Origin of the sequence: Insulibacter thermoxylanivorax (assembly GCF_015472005.1) — a bacterium.
In the GTDB taxonomy this organism is placed as follows: domain Bacteria; phylum Bacillota; class Bacilli; order Paenibacillales; family DA-C8; genus Insulibacter; species Insulibacter thermoxylanivorax.
Genome location: NZ_BMAQ01000013.1, coordinates 14,617 through 33,437 on the forward strand (window position 1 = coordinate 14,617; position 18,821 = coordinate 33,437).

Annotated in this window: 21 protein-coding genes, 1 tRNA gene and 2 pseudogenes; 21 read left to right on the top strand and 3 right to left on the bottom strand. The window is 47.0% G+C overall.

Going from position 1 to position 18,821, the window contains the following annotated elements; translation table 11 throughout:
- Positions 1-31: 31 nt before the first annotated feature.
- From mnmE to PRECH8_RS07250, 8 genes are all read left to right on the top strand, one after another.
- Positions 32-1,408 (top strand): tRNA uridine-5-carboxymethylaminomethyl(34) synthesis GTPase MnmE, encoded by a 1,377-nt coding sequence (gene mnmE, locus PRECH8_RS07215; RefSeq protein WP_200966433.1) that lies wholly within the window; start codon positions 32-34, stop codon positions 1,406-1,408.
- A gap of 66 nt (positions 1,409-1,474) precedes the next feature.
- Complete coding sequence (gene mnmG / locus PRECH8_RS07220) at positions 1,475-3,373, top strand: tRNA uridine-5-carboxymethylaminomethyl(34) synthesis enzyme MnmG (RefSeq protein WP_200966434.1); 1,899 nt, start codon at positions 1,475-1,477, stop codon at positions 3,371-3,373.
- Positions 3,374-3,375: 2 nt separating this feature from the next.
- Positions 3,376-4,107, top strand: a complete 732-nt coding sequence (rsmG, locus tag PRECH8_RS07225; RefSeq protein ID WP_200966435.1) for a 16S rRNA (guanine(527)-N(7))-methyltransferase RsmG — start codon at positions 3,376-3,378, stop codon at positions 4,105-4,107.
- Between the two features lie 138 nt (positions 4,108-4,245).
- Entirely contained in the window at positions 4,246-5,061 is an 816-nt protein-coding gene (gene noc / locus PRECH8_RS07230; protein WP_200966436.1) for a nucleoid occlusion protein, read from the top strand.
- A gap of 383 nt (positions 5,062-5,444) precedes the next feature.
- On the top strand, positions 5,445-6,206 hold the full coding sequence (locus tag PRECH8_RS07235) for a ParA family protein (protein ID WP_200966437.1): 762 nt from the start codon (positions 5,445-5,447) through the stop codon (positions 6,204-6,206).
- Positions 6,199-7,059, top strand: a complete 861-nt coding sequence (locus tag PRECH8_RS07240) for a ParB/RepB/Spo0J family partition protein (protein WP_242457479.1) — start codon at positions 6,199-6,201, stop codon at positions 7,057-7,059. The genes PRECH8_RS07235 and PRECH8_RS07240 overlap by 8 nt, the downstream gene beginning before the upstream one ends.
- A 97-nt stretch (positions 7,060-7,156) precedes the next feature.
- Positions 7,157-8,305, top strand: coding sequence for an aminotransferase class V-fold PLP-dependent enzyme (locus tag PRECH8_RS07245; RefSeq protein ID WP_200966439.1), 1,149 nt, complete (start codon positions 7,157-7,159; stop codon positions 8,303-8,305).
- Between the two features lie 17 nt (positions 8,306-8,322).
- Positions 8,323-8,808 (top strand): DUF4446 family protein, encoded by a 486-nt coding sequence (locus PRECH8_RS07250; RefSeq protein WP_200966440.1) that lies wholly within the window; start codon positions 8,323-8,325, stop codon positions 8,806-8,808.
- Here PRECH8_RS07250 and yyaC read toward each other — a convergent pair.
- Entirely contained in the window at positions 8,783-9,394 is a 612-nt protein-coding gene (yyaC, locus tag PRECH8_RS07255) for a spore protease YyaC (RefSeq protein ID WP_200966441.1), read from the bottom strand. The two genes, PRECH8_RS07250 and yyaC, sit on opposite strands and share 26 nt — an antisense overlap.
- Before the next feature lie 256 nt (positions 9,395-9,650).
- On the opposite strand from yyaC, the gene PRECH8_RS07260 reads away from it, so the two are divergent.
- The 3 genes from PRECH8_RS07260 to PRECH8_RS07270 all read left to right on the top strand — a co-directional run bounded on the left by PRECH8_RS07260 (position 9,651) and on the right by PRECH8_RS07270 (position 10,406).
- The gene (locus PRECH8_RS07260; RefSeq protein WP_200966473.1) at positions 9,651-9,887 is read left to right on the top strand and encodes a putative Se/S carrier protein; all 237 of its coding nucleotides are present in this window, start codon (positions 9,651-9,653) and stop codon (positions 9,885-9,887) included.
- A 31-nt stretch (positions 9,888-9,918) separates the two neighbouring features.
- Complete coding sequence (locus PRECH8_RS07265) at positions 9,919-10,122, top strand: DUF951 domain-containing protein (RefSeq protein WP_200966442.1); 204 nt, start codon at positions 9,919-9,921, stop codon at positions 10,120-10,122.
- 193 nt (positions 10,123-10,315) lie between these two features.
- A tRNA-Ser gene (locus PRECH8_RS07270) sits at positions 10,316-10,406 on the top strand.
- A gap of 39 nt (positions 10,407-10,445) precedes the next feature.
- Here the strand turns inward: PRECH8_RS07270 and PRECH8_RS07275 are convergent.
- A complete protein-coding gene (locus tag PRECH8_RS07275; protein WP_200966443.1) occupies positions 10,446-10,631 on the bottom strand; it encodes a YjzC family protein in 186 nt (61 codons plus the stop codon).
- Between the two features lie 230 nt (positions 10,632-10,861).
- Here PRECH8_RS07275 and rpsF point away from each other — a divergent pair, with 230 nt between their 5' ends.
- From rpsF to PRECH8_RS07325, 8 genes and pseudogenes are all read left to right on the top strand, one after another.
- Positions 10,862-11,149 carry a 30S ribosomal protein S6 gene (gene rpsF / locus PRECH8_RS07280; protein WP_200966444.1) on the top strand — a complete coding sequence of 96 codons (288 nt, stop codon included), beginning with the start codon at positions 10,862-10,864 and terminating at the stop codon, positions 11,147-11,149.
- A 21-nt stretch (positions 11,150-11,170) separates the two neighbouring features.
- Positions 11,171-11,623: a single-stranded DNA-binding protein gene (ssb, locus tag PRECH8_RS07285; protein WP_200966445.1), complete on the top strand. Its 453-nt coding sequence runs from the start codon at positions 11,171-11,173 to the stop codon at positions 11,621-11,623.
- A gap of 297 nt (positions 11,624-11,920) precedes the next feature.
- Positions 11,921-12,205 carry a 30S ribosomal protein S18 gene (gene rpsR, locus PRECH8_RS07290; RefSeq protein ID WP_023559051.1) on the top strand — a complete coding sequence of 95 codons (285 nt, stop codon included), beginning with the start codon at positions 11,921-11,923 and terminating at the stop codon, positions 12,203-12,205.
- A gap of 80 nt (positions 12,206-12,285) precedes the next feature.
- Complete coding sequence (locus PRECH8_RS07295) at positions 12,286-12,792, top strand: spore germination protein (RefSeq protein ID WP_200966446.1); 507 nt, start codon at positions 12,286-12,288, stop codon at positions 12,790-12,792.
- Positions 12,786-13,423, top strand: a pseudogene (locus tag PRECH8_RS14750) (spore germination protein). Before PRECH8_RS07295 ends, PRECH8_RS14750 begins: the two are co-directional and overlap by 7 nt.
- A 181-nt stretch (positions 13,424-13,604) precedes the next feature.
- Complete coding sequence (locus tag PRECH8_RS14755; RefSeq protein ID WP_081494688.1) at positions 13,605-13,679, top strand: CHASE3 domain-containing protein; 75 nt, start codon at positions 13,605-13,607, stop codon at positions 13,677-13,679.
- A 960-nt stretch (positions 13,680-14,639) separates the two neighbouring features.
- Complete coding sequence (locus tag PRECH8_RS07320; protein WP_242457480.1) at positions 14,640-14,963, top strand: CBO0543 family protein; 324 nt, start codon at positions 14,640-14,642, stop codon at positions 14,961-14,963.
- Between the two features lie 253 nt (positions 14,964-15,216).
- The gene (locus PRECH8_RS07325; RefSeq protein WP_200966448.1) at positions 15,217-16,269 is read left to right on the top strand and encodes a YkvI family membrane protein; all 1,053 of its coding nucleotides are present in this window, start codon (positions 15,217-15,219) and stop codon (positions 16,267-16,269) included.
- Between the two features lie 134 nt (positions 16,270-16,403).
- On the opposite strand, the gene PRECH8_RS07330 is transcribed toward PRECH8_RS07325, so the two are convergent.
- Entirely contained in the window at positions 16,404-16,610 is a 207-nt protein-coding gene (locus tag PRECH8_RS07330) for a DUF1657 domain-containing protein (RefSeq protein ID WP_200966449.1), read from the bottom strand.
- A gap of 210 nt (positions 16,611-16,820) precedes the next feature.
- Here PRECH8_RS07330 and PRECH8_RS07335 point away from each other — a divergent pair, with 210 nt between their 5' ends.
- Both PRECH8_RS07335 and PRECH8_RS07340 read left to right on the top strand, forming a co-directional pair.
- Entirely contained in the window at positions 16,821-17,681 is an 861-nt protein-coding gene (locus tag PRECH8_RS07335) for a DUF421 domain-containing protein (RefSeq protein WP_200966450.1), read from the top strand.
- A pseudogene (locus tag PRECH8_RS07340) lies at positions 17,680-18,375 on the top strand (beta-ketoacyl-[acyl-carrier-protein] synthase family protein); the annotation flags it as partial. The gene PRECH8_RS07335 and the pseudogene PRECH8_RS07340, both read left to right, overlap by 2 nt.
- Between the last annotated feature and the right edge of the window lie 446 nt (positions 18,376-18,821).

The following is an 18,821-nucleotide window of genomic DNA, read 5'->3' on the forward strand; positions in this document are numbered from 1 at the left end:
TAAACTATGGCAGAGAGAAGGAGGCTAGGCCATGCTATCGGATACAATAGCGGCGATATCTACACCGCTGGGTGAGGGAGGGATAGCCGTTATTCGCGTCAGCGGAGATGAAGCGATTCCACAGGTTGATCAGATCTTCGATTCTAAGAAATCCCTTGAAGAGGTTCCTACCCATACGGTGCACTACGGCTATATCAAGGATCCAGAGCGCGGTGAACGGATCGAAGAAGTCTTGGTAACCGTGATGCGTGGCCCAAGATCGTTTACGAGAGAGGATGTCGTGGAGATCAGCTGCCACGGGGGAATCATCTCCGTGAATAAAGTCCTGCAATTGTTATTAAGACGCGGTGTTCGTTTGGCCGAGCCCGGTGAGTTTACGAAACGTGCCTTTCTTAATGGAAGAATTGATCTTACGCAAGCTGAGGCGGTCATCGATCTGATCCGATCCAAATCTGACCGCGCGTTCTCTATTGCTTTAAAGCAGGTAGAAGGCAGGCTTTCGAAGAAAATCAGGGAGTTGAGACAGGAATTAGTTGAAGTATTGGCTCATATCGAAGTGAACATCGATTATCCGGAACATGATGTGGAAGAGATGACAAGTGCATATATTAAGGAGAAGAGCGAGAAGGTAATCGCTGAGATCGACGGTCTTCTCCATACTGCCAGACAAGGGAAGATCCTGCGGGAAGGGATTGTCACGGCTATCGTCGGGCGACCTAACGTGGGCAAGTCGTCTCTGCTGAATGAATTAGCGCAGGAAAATCGTGCAATCGTGACAGACATTCCAGGTACGACGCGGGATGTGATCGAAGAATATGTCACCGTGGGCAATATCCCGCTAAGGCTACTGGATACAGCGGGAATCCGAGAAACGTCTGATCTTGTGGAACAGATCGGTGTTGAACGTTCCAAACACGCCATAGCGGAAGCGGATCTGATCTTATATGTTTTGAATAATGGAGAACTGTTACAGCCTGAAGAAATCGAGCTTCTTGAGCAGATTCGAGACCGGCAATACCTGGTCATTATCAATAAGATCGACCTGCCCAATAAGCTGGACCTCGCTAAAGTAGGCGAGCTTATACCGGAAGACCGCATCGTGAAGATGTCGGTCAAGGAAGGAATCGGGATCGAAGAATTGGAAGCTGCCATTGCCAATCTCTTCTTCAGCGGTGAACTTGAGGGACAGGATCTGACCTATGTCAGCAATGCACGGCATATCGCCTGTCTGGAACGAGCAAAACAATCCCTCCAGGATGCGATTGAGAGCGTAAATGCAGGCATTCCGATCGATATCATGCAGATCGATGTGCGTGCGGCCTGGGAACAGCTCGGCGAGATCGTCGGCGATGCAGCACCGGATTCGCTGATCGATCAGATCTTCTCCCAGTTCTGTCTCGGTAAGTAAGGGATGGCGCTTGGCGCATCATCCTTGGTTCAAGATACTTCATTCATGTGAGATCGGAGGGATATGATGAGTCATTATGATGCTGGGCACCACGATGTGATCGTTATCGGAGCAGGCCATGCGGGATGCGAGGCGGCATTGGCTGCTGCCCGCTTGGGTTGCGATACGCTTGTGCTCACGATCAATCTGGATATGATCGCTTTCATGCCGTGCAATCCGTCCATCGGCGGTCCTGCGAAAGGACATGTGGTGCGTGAGATCGATGCCTTGGGCGGTGAGATGGGACGCAATGTGGACAAGACCTTCATTCAGATGCGCATGCTGAATACGGGTAAAGGTCCTGCCGTTCATGCGCTGCGTGCACAAGCGGACAAAATGCTGTATCAGCAAGAGATGAAAAAAACTTTGGAAAACACCCCAAACCTTACTCTGCGTCAGGGGATGGTGGAGCGGCTTATCGTTGAGGATGGCGTCTGCAAAGGCGTCGAGACGCAGACCGGTGCACGGTATTATGCCAAAGCGGTGGTGCTGACAACGGGGACATATCTGCGCGGCAAGATCATCGTGGGCGAATTGCAGTATGAAAGCGGTCCGAACAATCAACAGCCGTCCGTTAATCTGGCGCATAATCTGCGGGAGTTGGGATTTGAGTTGACGCGCTTTAAGACGGGAACGCCGCCGCGCGTCTTGAAGGATTCCATCGATTTCGACAAGATGGAGATGCAGCCCGGCGATGAGAAGCCGAAGTTCTTCTCCTATGATACGGTAGAACCGCCGCCGGGAGAACAACTTCCATGCTGGCTGACCTATACGTCAAGCGAGACCCATGCGATCATCCAGGAGAACCTGCATCGCAGTCCGATGTTCTCGGGAGCGATCGAGGGTACGGGCGCGCGGTATTGCCCTTCGATTGAGGATAAGGTCGTGCGGTTTGCAGATAAGCCGAAACATCAAGTATTCTTGGAACCCGAAGGACGGAATACCTCCGAGTACTATGTCCAAGGATTGTCGACCAGTATGCCGGAGGATGTGCAGCTGAGGATCCTCCATTCCGTACCGGGTTTAGAGCGAGCGCAGATGATGCGTACGGGTTATGCCATCGAATACGATGTGATCGTGCCGACTCAGCTCAAACCATCCTTGGAGACGAAGCTGATCGAGGGATTGTTCACAGCGGGGCAGATCAACGGTACATCCGGATATGAGGAGGCGGGCGCACAGGGGATTATCGCGGGGATCAATGCGGCGCGCAAAGTTCAAAATCTTGAGCCGCTGATCCTGAAGCGTTCCGACGGCTATATCGGGGTCTTGATCGATGATCTGGTGACCAAAGGAACGAATGAACCGTATCGTCTGCTGACATCGAGAGCGGAGTATCGACTCCTGCTGCGCCATGACAATGCGGATCTGCGCCTTACGCCGATCGGCTATGAGATCGGTTTGATCCCAGAGGAGCGATATCAGCGTTTCCTTCATAAGAAGAAGATGGTGGAGATGGAACTGGAACGCCTTCGCAAGACGAAGGTCCGGCCGGAGGAACATGTGCAGAAGGTGCTGGCAGAAGCGGGAACAGTTGTTCTCAATAATGCGGTAGATGCGATCTCCCTGCTGCGCCGGCCGCAGATTATCTATGCTCATATCGAACAGATCTGCCCATCTCCTTATGAATTAACGGATGAGATGAAAGAGCAAGTCGAGATCCAGGTGAAGTACGCCGGTTATATTGAGAAGCAGCTGCAGCAAGTAGAGCGCATGCAGAAGATGGAGAATAAGAGGATTCCAGAGGATATCAATTACGATGAAATCCATGGTTTGTCGACGGAAGGCAGACAGAAGCTGGCGAAGATCCGTCCGATCTCCATCGGTCAAGCATCCCGTATATCCGGTGTATCACCGGCCGACATCTCCATTCTGCTGGTCTACATCGAACAATATCACAAAGTATTAGCGGCTAGAGGTTCTTAATGATGAATGATGAGGTACAGACTTTATTTCAAGAGCAGTTAGAGAAACGCGGAATACGCGTATCGGAAACGATGCTGGAGCAATTCGAAACCTATTATCAACAATTGATCGAATGGAATGAACGCATGAATTTGACAGGGATTACGGAGCGGGAGCAAGTGTATATTAAGCATTTCTACGACTCCGTTTCCCTTGCCTTTTTTGTAGATATGAATGAGATCAACACGCTTGCAGATATCGGTTCCGGCGCCGGATTCCCCAGTATTCCGCTCAAGATTATTTTCCCTCATCTGAAAATTACGATTATCGATTCGTTGAACAAACGGATCCAATTTCTTAACCATATCATCGAGTCCCTGGATCTTCAGCATACAGAAGCGATCCATGCGAGGGCAGAAGAAGCAGGCAGACAAGCCCGCCTGCGGGAACAGTTTGACCTTGTAACGGCTAGAGCGGTGGCAAGATTAAATGTGCTGAATGAATTTTGCCTGCCTTTCGCTAAGCTTGGAGGATATTTCGCGGCGATGAAGGGCACCAGTCCACAAGAAGAGATCGCTGAAGCAGCATACAGCACAAAGATTCTGGGAGCGAAGCTGATGGAGGTTCATCCGCTTCGATTACCCGTGGATGATTCTGAGCGGCATATCATCGTCATGCAGAAAGTTAAACAAACACCCAGGTCCTATCCGAGAAAACCAGGCACGCCGCTAAAACAGCCTTTAATGAAACGCTGACGACATGTTTCACGTGAAACATCGACCGGTTTCCAACTCTGGATGTAGAAGGAATCGCATGACAAATGGCGAAATATTGAAGACGGCATGTGTTGTGCGCAGTGCGGGTAATCTGAGTAACGGACAGGTGATCATGAGATGAAAGAACAGATAACGAGAATATTTGGCCTCTCTGAGCGAAGCAACAGCGAAGAGGTCAAACAATTGCCGGTTGACGATATTATTCCCAGCCCTTATCAACCGAGATCCGTGTTTGATGAAGAACGAATCGATGAGCTGTGCCAGACGATCAAAACACATGGCATCATCCAGCCTATCGTAGTACGAATTCGCGATGGCAAGTATGAATTGATCGCAGGGGAAAGAAGACTTCGAGCCGCCAAGAAACTCGGCATGACGTATATCCCTGCGATTATTCGTGAGTTCAATGATGCGCAGACCGCATCGATTGCTCTGATCGAAAACTTGCAACGCGAGAATCTGACTTCCATCGAAGAAGCCATGGCTTACCAGCAATTGATCGACATTCATCATCTAACCCAGGAAAGCCTTGCTCAGCGGTTAGGCAAGTCCCAATCGACCATCGCCAATAAACTTCGGCTGTTGAATCTATCCGAGCCGGTGAAGCAGGCGCTTCTAGAAAGGAAAATCTCCGAGAGACATGCTCGTGCACTGCTGCCGCTGACGGAAGATCTGCAGTTCAAACTCCTGGATGAGATCATCAAAAAAGAGCTGAATGTCAAACAGACGGAGCAGCGCGTCAAGATGTACGTCGAACCGCGCCAAAAGGGAAAAGCACGCAGGGTATCTTTCTCCAAGGATATCCGTTTGGCCATCAATACAATCAGGCAATCCGTGGAGATGGTGACAAGCTCCGGCATGCAGATAGATATGAATGAAACGGATCATCAAGACTATTATGAGATTCAGATCAGAATCCCCAAAACCCGTTGATTTTAAATATATCAATATCTTTAATATATATCTATTGAACTCATCGAACATCAATTCATAGGTTATAACGCGAATTGAAACACCTCTTCGAACGGTTAGCAGGGCAACACCCAGCCGTGGCAAGAGGTTTTCTTTTTTATTTGCGCTATCTTTATGAAAATTACGAGGTTACTTTCTTTTCAATAGAATAGTTGGTATCATTGAATTTGTACGATTGTTGACCGGAAACATCGTTTATTCCATATGCTTGATTTATGCATGAAGATACATGGTTCTAGAATGCGTTTTAACGCATTTATTTTTCTTCGCATGGGCAGTTGGTCGAGAGAATCGATTTAAAACGAAATGAGCGATTTAGTTTTACAAATTATGAGGTGAACAAGTTGGCTAAGATAATCGCCATTACGAATCAGAAGGGCGGCGTTGGCAAAACAACGACAACCGTGAATCTAGGAGCATGTTTGGCAACGCTTGGCAAAAAGGTTCTGTTAGTCGATATTGACCCGCAGGGCAACACAACAAGCGGAATAGGTATTAACAAAGCGGACGTTAAGTATTGCATCTATGATGTACTGATCAATGAGATCGATCCTAAAGAAGCGATCGTCGATACGGCGATCGATAACCTAAGCATCATTCCGGCGACCATTCAACTCGCCGGTGCAGAGATCGAATTGGTACCGACGATCTCCAGAGAGATCCGTCTTAAGAAATCCTTGCAGCAAATCAAACACCTATACGATTACATCCTGATCGATTGTCCTCCTTCCTTGGGGATTCTTACGGTAAACTCATTAACGGCTTCTGATTCCGTGATCATTCCGATTCAATGTGAATATTACGCGTTAGAAGGCTTAAGTCAATTACTCAATACCGTAAGGCTCGTGCAGAAACATCTCAATACATCGCTGCAAATCGAGGGTGTCTTGCTTACGATGTTTGATGCTCGTACGAATCTCGGTATCCAGGTGATCGAGGAGGTTAAAAAGTATTTTCAACAGAAAGTCTATCGCACGATTATCCCGCGCAATGTTCGTTTGAGTGAAGCGCCGAGTCACGGGCAAGCGATCATCACCTATGATCCGAAGTCGAAGGGTGCAGAAGTGTATCTTGAACTTGCAAAGGAAGTGGTGTCAGTTGAGTAAACGAACCGGACTCGGCAAGGGATTGGACGCACTCATTCCATCATTAAGCATTCATGATGACGACAAGGTGGTTGAAATCCCATTGACCCAGCTGCGGCCAAACCCTTATCAGCCGCGTAAATCATTCGACGAAGATGGGATTCGCGAATTAGCCGAATCCATCAAAGAACATGGCGTGATCCAGCCGATCATCGTCAGGAAAGCTCTGAAGGGATACGAGATTATCGCTGGGGAGAGAAGATACCGCGCTTCCCAGTTGAGCGGCAAGGCTACGATTCCCGCCGTAGTCAGATCTTTTACCGACCAACAGGTGATGGAGATTGCATTGATCGAGAACCTGCAGCGGGAAGACCTTAATGCACTGGAGATCGCCGCAGCCTATCAGAATCTCATTGATACCTTTAAGCTAACGCAGGAAGAACTGGCGATGAAAGTGGGGAAGTCGAGGTCGCATGTTGCGAACTTCCTGCGTTTGCTGCAATTGCCGGCTGAGATCAAAGAATATGTTTCACGTGGAACATTAAGCATGGGACATGCACGAGCGATGATCACCATTGAGGACCCGAAGGTGCAGAAACAGCTGGCGAAGCAAGCGATCGAAGAAAATTGGAGTGTTCGGCAGCTTGAAGAAGCTGTGCAGCAACTGCAATCGAAGAAACCGAAGAAGACCAAAACGGTCAAGAGCAAGAAAAGGGACCCTTTCATCGAAAGTGTAGAGGAAGAATTGCGTGAATTGCTGCAGACTACCGTTAAGGTGAAACATGATAAAAACAAAGGTAAGATCGAGATTTCCTATTATTCGCTGGAGGATTTTGAACGACTGTTGGAAATGTTAAAACGCAAAGAAGCATAGCCGAGATCAGCATGCCGCAAGGTGTGCTTTTCTTTGGCTGAATTTCTGATGTTTTCTTATTGTACAAGCTGGGATCCATGATCGGGAGGCTGAGAAGATGGTCATATATCTGGATAATGCCGCAACTACATGGCCAAAACCGCCGGAAGTCGGCGAAGCGATGCTGGAATGCTTGAACATATACGGTGCAAATCCTGGACGCGGCGGCCATAAGATGTCTGTACAGGCCAGCCGAGTGCTGTTCGAAGCAAGAGTGAACATCAGCAAATTGTTTCATATCAAAAATCCAAACGACATCTCATTTACGCTAAACACGACACATGCATTAAACTTAGCGATTAAGGGCTTCGTACGGCCCGGCGATCATGTGATCCTAACCTCTGTGGAACATAATTCCGTACGCCGTCCACTGGAGTATCTTAAACGGACGCAAGGGGTTGCGGTTACTTATATCGAAGGGGACCGACAGGGTTATGTGACGCCCAAACAAGTTGACGAAGCCATACAGTCTAACACATCACTGGTGGTCGTTAATCACAGCTCAAACCTCTTGGGAACGATTCTGCCCGTTGCTGAGATCGGTGAGATCTGCCGGCGCCGTGGAGTCAAATTGCTGGTCGATGCAGCGCAAACGGCAGGAACTATCCCCATCCATGTCGAAGATATGTCGATCGATATGCTGGCCTTCCCAGGGCATAAAGGTCTTTTGGGACCGACAGGAACCGGGGGATTGTATGTACATCCTTCGATCGACTTGGAGCCGATTCTTCATGGTGGAACGGGCAGTCAATCCGAGGCCATCGATCAGCCGGATGTCCGGCCTGACCGGTATGAATCAGGCACACAAAATACCGTTGGCATCGCAGGGTTGAATGCAGGTCTCAAATTCATCCTGAATGAGGGGGTTAAAAATATCCATAATAAAGAGTGGATGTTAACGCAGCGCATCATGGAAGGGCTCAGCCGGATTGAAGGAGTGGAGCTGTTCGGGCCGCCGATCGGGGAGAATAAGACGGCCATCGTTTCGTTTAATCTGCAGGGCATGGACAGTGCAGAGGTGGCCTATATTCTGGATCAACATTACGACATCGCAGTGCGAGCCGGCCATCACTGCACACCTCTGGCCCATGAGACTGCCGGGACGATTCGATACGGGGCCGTGCGCGTAAGTCCGGGTTATTATACCACCGAACAAGAGGTGGATGCTTTGATCTCAGCTGTTCAAGAGATCGTACAACATCTATAAACCGCGGGGGAGTCGAATTGAATATTCTAACGGATTATCTAGAGTGGATCACATTAGGAACGGCAGCAGTTGGTTTCATCCTATTCATCTTAGTCCTTGTTCTGATTGCCCAGATTCGGGGGCTGAAGCGCAAGCTTAAGCATCTGCTAGGAGGGGCAGGAGCGAAGGATCTTGAGGAATCGATTCGAAAAAATCATGAGCATCTGGCTAAACTGGATGAACAGCAGGTTAGAATCAACCAGACGATCGAGCAGATGATCCGGCAGATGAAAGAGATGAAAGCCAATGTATCGATCAAGCGATACAATGCTTTTCAAGAGCAGGGGAGCGATCTCAGCTTCTCCATAGCCGTTGTAGATGAACATGGGGATGGGTTTGTCCTGACGGGAATCCACAGCAGGCATGGCACTCAGGTGTACGCGAAACCCGTAAACAAAGGGCAGTCCTCGTACACCTTGTCACCGGAGGAGACTGAGGTTATCCGTCAAGCCTGGCGGCCGTAGCAGGGATCGGCCGGTGCAGCCGCAGCTGAGCTTGGTACAAGCACTCTGCGATCACATCGGCCATATGGAACACGATGCTGAGACGGGTATTCTGTAAGACGAAATATTCCATGAATCCGCCGACATTGACGATGCCTGTCAGATGAATATCGCCGACAGGGGGCAGGTCTTTGTTCACGCCGGCGCCGGGCTTTACCGGGCCTCTGCCGACCTGAATATGACCAACGCTCGATGATTGACCAAGACAGGCATCGACGGCAACGATGAACGGCTGCTGAAAAAGCTGTTGAATCCTCTGAATGTTCTCCTTTAAGTTCATGGCATGAACAGGTTGATCTAAGGTTCCAAACAAATGTTGATCACGCAACCCCATCTGCAGCAGTTTGGACCCAACCAAAGGTCCCAAGGAATCACCCGTAGACCGATCAGTGCCGATACATACGATGACGATCTCCTGTCCGGGAACGGCATCAGCATAATACTCCAGTAAATGTTGAATGATCCGTTCTTTGGATTGCTCGTCGGTATAAGGGACTTTTAGCGGCTCTTCGATCTTCGAAGCGCCGAACTTAATCGGAAAATGCATCGCATACCCTCCTGCATGACTTGCCTTCGCCGCAGCTTGCCATTATGCTTAATAACAAGCAGTTGAAACAACTCATGGATGCATCATGCTGACTCAACGCAGTTCGAACATATGATGGTTGCTAATCAGTATACGAACATTTGGCAATTTCTATACATCCTATTGGGGCGGAAGATGTAAGGATCGAAATATGAATACCAGCAGTACATCAGTGCAGAAGAAGCCGTTATAGACAAGGGGGATGTGGAGGATGACGATGTTAATGGCTTTTGATTCGACGCAGCAAGCCCTGCGTGCGGAGATGCTGCTTGAATATGCGAAGATCGAGATCGATATTCAGCCGACTCCTAAGGAGATCACAGCGGGCTGTGCCATCTCCATAGGATTCGACGATGACGATCTAAGCAAAGTACAGTCCATCGTTCGCAGTGAAGGCGTACAGATCAAGGGGATTTTCCGATATCAAGACGGGGAATATACGCTTGTAGAGTAACGCTTAATCGCGATGCAGGGGAGGAGACGACATGGAAAGGAAAACCTACAAACTGCATGATATCGTCATGATGAAGAAACCGCACCCTTGCGGTGTGAATGAGATGGAGATCATTCGCATGGGCATGGATATCCGAATCAAGTGTACGGGCTGCAAACACAGCATCTTAATGCCCAGGTCTGAATTTGAGAAAAAACTGAAGAAGGTCCTGCGTTCGGCGGAAACAGCAGAATAACGCTCCATTTTGGATAAGGATCAACGTGAACGAAGTTGTACGACGATGCATCCCCCTGTTCATATAAGACTTGATATGATTCTTGTGCGCGGTTTATTATCAACGTCATCAGACAGCAGGATGGTCTTGCATTTATGAGGCCAGATGTGGTACAATACTTCTTGTCTCCAAAAGGACACAGGTGTTGACATACGGAAAGGTACCCAAGTGGTCCAAGGGGGTTGACTCGAAATCAACTAGGCGCCGCAAGGCGTGCGTGGGTTCGAATCCCACCCTTTCCGCCATACATAACACATTAGAAACGGCTCCATTGGAGCCGTTTTTTAATGCTGACTTTTGCGGGTCCATTTGCGATTGTGGTTGGTTGTTTCGGGGAAGGAAGAGCCCGCCTTCAGTTCGACCTGCTTCGGCTTCTCGATTCCCATGATGTGATCGTTCTCACCGGTTTCGATATAGACACCATCATTGGGGACTTCATCTCCCGGATTGAATTCTGTGCGTTCGCCCATATGGTCCTCCTTATATTCCTTATATTCGTGTTATGCCTAATATTAGATGCGCACATTTATTATGAACGGATCGGATCAGGATGATTCCAGGCAGGAAAAATGACACAACAAGACCCGCTTGTCACCGGGCAAATGTTTTGGTATATTTAATTAATGCGAGTTTAAATCGCTCCTTGCTCCCTCCATCATGCAGGAAGAGGGGGCCTTAAGTCCAGAAGGAGGTGAATGTTGTGCGCAAATATGAAGTGATGTACATTCTTCGTCCTGATCTTGAACAAGAGGCTGTAGATGCTACAGCTGAAAGGTTCAATGAAATCATCACATCGGGCGGCGGAGAGATTACGAAGCATGAAGTGCTTGGTAAGAAACGTCTTGCGTACGAGATCAAGAAGTTCCGTGACGGAATCTATGTGCTGACGCAATTCACTTGCGAGCCTGCCGTCGTAGCTGAACTGGAACGGATCATTAAGATCACGGATGAGGTCATCCGCCATCTCGTTGTTAGAGACGTTGCCTAAAGTAAGCAGGAGGGGATTCGATTGCTGAACCGCGTCATATTAATAGGAAGATTGACCAGGGATCCAGAATTGCGATACACCCCAACAGGGATCGCCGTTACGCAGTTCACGCTGGCCGTGGACCGGCCGTTCACGAACAGTCAAGGTGAGCGAGAGGCGGATTTCATCCCGATCGTCACTTGGCGGCAGCTGGCTGAGACATGCGCGAATTACCTGCGCAAAGGCCGTCTTACAGCTGTGGAAGGCCGTATTCAAGTGCGCAGTTATGATAACAATGAAGGTCGCCGCGTATACGTAACGGAGGTCATCGCAGACAATGTTCGATTCCTGGAGTCGATTCGCAATGACGATTCTTCCGGGGGCGGTAGTTACGGGAATAGGGACTTGCCCTTAAACCGTGACGACAGCAAACAGGATCCTTTCGCGAACGATGGCAGCCCGATCGATCTGTCTGATGATGATTTGCCATTTTAGAGAGCGTAACATCTGAGAGCAAGAAAATGCTTTAAGACCTCAGTAAAATCAAGGGGTTTTAAAGCATTTTAACTGTGTAATGGTAATCTTCATTTACGACCAGCATCCACGGTTTATTAAGATCGCACGATGTTGAGTAAAATGTGTAATATGTTATGACAGTCTATGTAGTCTAGTGATGATGACCATCCTTATTACAAGATGTGGGTACAGCCCCGTAGTGAGAAGTTGGGGATAGCCAGAGAAAGCTTATTACGTTTGACCAATATGCATAATGAAAGGAACGAGAGTATAACAATGGCATTTGCACAAAGAAATGACGAAGAACGTGGCGAAAGAAAGTTTGCTCCACGTAGAGGTGGCAAAGGTAAACGTAGAAAAGTTTGCTACTTTACAGTCAATAAAATTACTCATATTGATTACAAAAATACGGAAGTTCTTAAAAAGTTCATTAGTGAACGGGGGAAGATTCTTCCTCGCCGTGTGACTGGAACAAGCGCAAAATATCAACGTGCTTTAACAGTTGCAATTAAACGTGCTAGGGCGGTAGCGTTGCTTCCGTACACAACGGATAATATCTAGGAAAAAGGTGTGTTGGCCTTATGGCAACACACCTTTTTCTATGGCAGCACAAAAGAGTTCATGGTTCATTGTAAAATTAAATGCAACAAGTAAATATCAATAAAAGCCACGGTAATTCCGATGTAAGGATTAGGTCTCGCAAACCAATCCATAACAGGGGGAATTACCAATGGCTCGCTATTCACGATGCACAAGTGTATGAGTTGGATGCGGGAGGGCGGAAAGTCAAGCTGTTCTACATCCGTTCCTTTGTGGATCAAAATCAGGTCGAAAGCGACATCGTGCTTCCCCTTTTGCACGCCCCGGACGAACAAGCAGGACAAAAGGTGATTTCCGAAGATCGGGTGGACGTAACGACGCTGCAGCAAACCGAAGAGCTCATCTTGCAAGGAGGAATCCTTGTTTTTGATGAAATCGGGAACGTTTGTGCAATCAAAAAGCAGAATCAGTTGGGCCGCGCCATCGATTCTTCCGAGCAGGAATCGATTGTGTACGGCCCTAAAGACAGCCTAACCGAGCAGTTGGACAAAAGCTTGAGCTTAATTTGTTTCAATCCCCAGAAGACTATGTACATCGCTGGTTGGTAAGCACCTTCCTGCGGGGACTTCGTTTTGTCGCGTTTGTAATTGCTTTGTTTTTGACCCCGGCTTACGTAGCGGTGACGGTTCATCATTATCAGGTGGTTCCTTTGGAGATGCTGTTTGTCCTGATGTAATCGCGGAGTGAAATTCCATATCCACCGTTCTGGGAGGCGCTGCTCATGCTGCTGACTCTGGAAATATTAAAGGAAGCCAGTTTGCGCATGCCCACCAAATCCAGCCAAACACTCGGCATCGTACGCGGTATTGTCATCGGTCAAGCAGCCGTGGAGGCGGGAATCGCAAGCAACGTGATGGTGATTGTAATCGCCATTTCCGCCATGCCTCCTTTCTCGTTCCCAATTATTTAATGACAAATGCGAGCAAGCTTCTTCAATTTTCACTGTTGATTCTGGCGGCATGGCTTGGCATGTGGGGTATCGGTCTTGGTTTGATCTGGTTCTGCATCCACCTGCATGGACTGACTTCGCTCGGGCAGCCGTACTTGCAACCACTTAGCCCGTTTTTTGCTAGCGACTGGAAAGATACAGTGCTTCGTTTGCCGCTATCCAAAATGCGTACAAGGCCAGCTTATTTGAAGACGTTGCAACGGATGCGCGTAACCGGGAGGAAACCGTGATGTCCCCCCTGTGCGTCCGGTCAGTTTGTATTCGATTTCAGCGCCTTTCGGATTTTTGTCCCTCGCTTTCTGGGCAAACCGGATGCAGATGGCTGCATTCCAGAAGGAAACCGAGTTTATTACGAATCATGATATGGAAGTACACAGCCTGGCTCAATCCATCGAATAAGATCTTGTCGATATGGAAACGGGCCAGCGTGGTTTTGTGATAATCGGAGAAGCGCAATATTTGGATCCTTATAATAACGGGAATTAAAACTGGCAGACGTACTATGACGCTCTGTTCGGACTTGTCGCCGATAACCCGGACTAGCAGGAAAAACTGAAATTCAAGTCGCCGGAGAGAAAGTGATTGCTTTGCTCGCTTCGCGCGTTAGTTGGAAAATTCAAAGTATAATTTTCGAAGACAACTTATCCTGCGAAATAGGACCAAAGCCCGGCTGTTGTCCAATATGGACAGATCCGGTCTTTGATATTTGTATGCGGGGGCTGGAGTAGATTGGATCAAAGTGGAACTTTCACGATGCGGATTGCTGCTTGGCGGAATAGGATAATTCGTTTCTGGACAACTTAAATGCTGTTTGCATAAATTTGGAAAGGTGGATACCTGCATGTCACCAACATCCAGTACAAGCGTTGAAAACCGGACTACCTCTGCCCCAAGACAACCGAATCGATGCAAAAATTGCATCTGGGGCAACTGGGATGGACTGAAACAATTTTGTTCAAAACCTGTCTGCATTAAGAATCAACCGCTATAATTGAAAAACGCCAACAAATGTCAAGGAGAGGGATGAGTTTCCATTTAGCCATTGCTTTGTGGACAGTATTGTGTTTCCGCTGAAAGGTAACGTCCAACTTCTGGCGGGATTGCCTGTTCAGAAGTTGCTGAATATAATGACCGTATTCACAGGAATCGAAAAGGATGCGTCCTCATTATGTTGGCCTGCAGGAACGGGATACTCGAAGCCATAGCGAGATTGAAAGAGTCCGCCATCGCTTGGGGCAATCGATACGAAGAGCGAGCGGCTTTCTGCAAGGCTTGGCGACCGCTTCAGGATTTTCGAAACGGTTCCTGCCGTGCTGCACCAAGAAGTCGACAAGACGTTGGACAGACATCTCAGCAAGCTCTTCGATCGATTCGAACTCCTGGCTATTTTGAATCGGATTTCGGGATAAGAGGGCTACGGGACACTTTCTACTATCCGGGTTTACGATGATTATCGTGTCATCATGGCCGAACCAGCTTGGGATTGCCATGGGACTCTGGCATTATCACAGGGAAGTCCTACCGTTCATGTCGGCCAATTTTCCAAGGAATTTTTCACTTCTTCCCGCCACAGTGATGTTCTTAAACCAGTACAAGCCGGAACCCGCTGATAAAGGCTCTCCTATTTGGGGTTTTTCCGCTTTTGTGGCCGAGCCGATCTCACAAATGGCTGATTTATATTATTCCATTCACTGGAAGCAATATCTATTCATTTCCGATCTATGTCGGGCTATATCTGCTGGCTTCGAGCATCGCCAAGCGGGGCGTTGATTGCACAGATTCATCCTCGGTAGATAAATAAAGGCCAAAACCATAAGTTTACCGATTCCAAAAATCATGCCCAGATTCATGAGCTGCATATTTACCATGTCATTGTTAAAGACTCAAGTTTGTTAATTGATGATCTACCGGACCACTATCGTTTCTCGTCATAACGGCTGACAACGAGTTCCTTTTGGAATAAGCAATTTTTTTAAGCATAGAATTTAATGATTCTATTCTCTACCAGGACATGGGTGAAAATATGAAGAAAAAAACAAATATGATAATACAAATCGCCGCGACATATACGGGAACCGTGGTGGGAGCCGGATTTGCCTCAGGACAGTCGATTATGCAGTTTTTCACGGTATACGGAGCCTATGGGGTATTAGGCATTTTATGCAGCACCTTTCTTTTTGTATGGATCGGCACTAAAATGATGATTCTAGCTCACCAGATCAAAGCATTTTCATATCAGGAGTTTAATGTTTATCTGTTTGGCAAGAGTTTCGGCAAAGTCGCAAATGCCTTGACTTTTATTATTCTATTTGGGGTAACGGCCGTGATGCTTTCAGGTACCGGTACCATTTTCGAAGAACAACTCCGTCTACCCTATCAACTGGGTATTATCATCAGCATCATTTTGTGTTATCTGGTGATGACGAAGGAAATCAGCGGAATTATGTTCGTAAACTCGTTAGTCGTTCCCATGATGCTTTTTTTCACTATTCTCCTTGTCGTAAAGGTTGTCAGAATAGACAATATTTTTGATATAGTCGGTTGGCAGAACCAACAACTGTACAATTTGAAGTGGTTCGTGAGTCCGTTTGTGTATGCAGGATTGAATTTTGCTTTTATTTTAGCCGTTATGGTTCCTCTAGGGAGTGAGGTGGATGACGAAAGCGCATTAAAATGGGGAGGGTTTTGGGGAGGCATTGGTCTTGGTTTTATGCTTCTTGTCAGCCATTTTGCAATGAGCTCAAAGATGCCCGAGATTCTTCAATACGATATTCCGATGGCCGAGATTATTCGAGATTTCGGGCAGTTTTTTCATGTATTGTTTTTGCTCGTAATCTATGGAGAAATATTCACCACATTGATAGGCAATGTCTTCGGAATTTCTCGTCAAATCCAAAGTCTATATCATATTCCTAAAAGTTGGTTAGTTCTCGGCATATTACTTGCTAGTTTTTTGATTAGTCAAGCCGGTTTCACCTCCTTACTTACTTATCTTTATCCGCTGTTTGGATATATGGGTGTGATACTTCTCGTTTTTTTTAGCGGTTCAACGGCTGCCCAGGGACTAGAAGGTTAGCTGTCTAAACAAAAGAATAGTGGGAAAAGAGATCAAACCCTACAAGTTGAGTAGGGTTTGATCTCTTTTCTAATCTGTTCACCGATGAAATCAGACAAGCCATGTCCTCAATATTCATGGCTTGTCTGATTTTCTTAAAACCCCTTATATTGAGGCTCTTCATTTTCCAACTGTTGTACGCGGCTTGCAACTTGCTGCACGATTTGTTGGGTTTGTTGGGCCGCATTCGTAAAGAGCGATTTTGCTTCTTGATTTTGTGTTTCCAAAGCAAATTGTTCCAGACTTGCCTGAGCACTTTTTAAAGATGCTAAGCACGTTTTCACTTGAGAAGCAACTGTCACGGAACGTCACCTCCTTTACCTTAGGATAGGATAATGTTTCACAGGTAATAGGAATAGATGCTTACATTCTCCCCATACCGAAATTAATATTTCCGTCTCGCAACAAAAGCATACGTTAGAAAAATTTTCAGATGGAAATACATAAAAATAATGGAATAGGGACATATTTACCTTTGTCGATTATTGTGATTGGAAAGGAATGGTGATATTATGCCGGATTGGCTAGAAATCGCTTTGCGAACGTTATTGGCTATGGGGGTTCTTTTTGTCCTAACGAAGATATTGGGTAAACGACAGGTATCACAGCTTTCATTGTTTGAGTATATCACCGGAATCACGATCGGCAGCATTGCAGCTTACGTTTCGTTGGATCTGGAGACCAATTGGTATTTAGGCTTGGTTGCGATGACGGTTTGGACCGTTGTTTCTTTAGGGATTGAATATTTACAGCTGAAAAGCAAAACGGCAAGAGACCTATTCGACGGCAAAGCAACAGTGCTCATTAAGGAAGGCAAGATCATGGAGGATAACCTGAAAAAAGAAAGGATTACCTCGGATGAACTTATGGAACAGCTTCGAAAAAAAAATGTGTTCAAAGCTGCCGATGTTGAATTCGCAGTCATGGAGCCGAGCGGTGACATTAGCGTTCTTCTAACCAAGGAAAACCAACCGTTAACGCCTAAACACCTTGGAGTAAATGTCGGGCCGGAACAAGAGCCTCAAACGGTCATTATGGATGGAAAAATAATGGACGAGCCGCTTGCCACGATAGGTCTAAACAGGCAATGGCTGGATACGGAACTGGAGAAATTAGGTGTTTCGATTGATAACGTATATCTTGGACAGGTGGATTCCTATGGCCAGCTATACGTTGATTTATTTGATGATCAGATCAAAGTACCGAAACCTCAGAAGAAAGCCGCATTGCTTGCAACATTGAAAAAGTGTGAAGCGGATCTCGAAATGTTTGCCTTATCTACCAAAGAACAAAATACAAAGCAGATGTACGAGCAATGTTCAAAAGCGTTAGAAAAGATTATTGATGAAGTGAAACCATTGCTGATTCGTTGACATTGTCCATGGAGAATCCATGATGGGACAAAAGAGCTGGGAGAAAGCAGAAAAGGTATTGATTGAAGAAGCGGCAAAACTGGCTATTGAAAATGCGGGGTTGACAAAGGAACAAGTACAGTTTTACATAGGCGGGGATTTGATGAATCAAATCATTAGCAGCAGTTTTGCCGCGCGAACATTATCGACCCCTTACATCGGTGTGTTTGGCGCTTGTTCAACCTCGATGGAAAGTCTGGCATTAGCAGCTAACCTTGTAAATTCCGGTTCGGCGAAATTTGTGTTGGCGGGGACATGCAGCCATGATTCCAGTGCGGAGAAACAGTTCCGATATCCGACCGAGTACGGTTCGCAAAAACCGCCAACCGCCCAATATACGGTAACCGGGGCCGGTGCTGCCATCGTATCCATGGAAGGTGACGGACCGGTTGTTACATCTGCCACCATTGGCCGGGTTATCGATATGGGCATTAAAGATCCGTTTAATATGGGCGCAGCGATGGCTCCTGCAGCGGTAGATACCATTGAGGCGCATGTTCGAGATTTGGGAATTGAACCGGGTTATTACGATTTGATCGTTACCGGCGATCTTGCGAAAGTCGGATATGAAATCGCCTGTAAATTGTTTAAGAAACATAACTTTCCCATCGAACAAACCGAATATTCCGATTGCGGGATGATGATTTACGATTATCTTGCCGTTTTGATTCGGTGTTTAAATTGTGATTTAAGTTCGCTTTTTTCCATATTTTCTCCTTTCCATTTGCCATTTTCAGAATATGTAACTGATATTATTCCGATATTCATATCCTTTATACATCATCGGAGTCAGTAGACGGTCGGCGCTTCGGTTGGTGAACCATCGATCTTACCCTTTTGGTCCAAAGCATATCAAGGAAATGGCCGAACTGTGGAATGTAAGCGAAGAAGATCTTCCGATCGGATCAGAAACTTCTCGTAGGTGATGCCGGACATATCGGCTGGCCTGCCTTTGGACACCCTCTTCCATTCCTCAAAACACTCCTCTGGTATACGGTAAGAAATCAAGATACCAAAATCGGATTTTATGCCTACCGAAGGATCAACTTTGGGACATCATCGGATTCGTGTAAATGTTCAAAAAGACGCCGATTCTCCCTG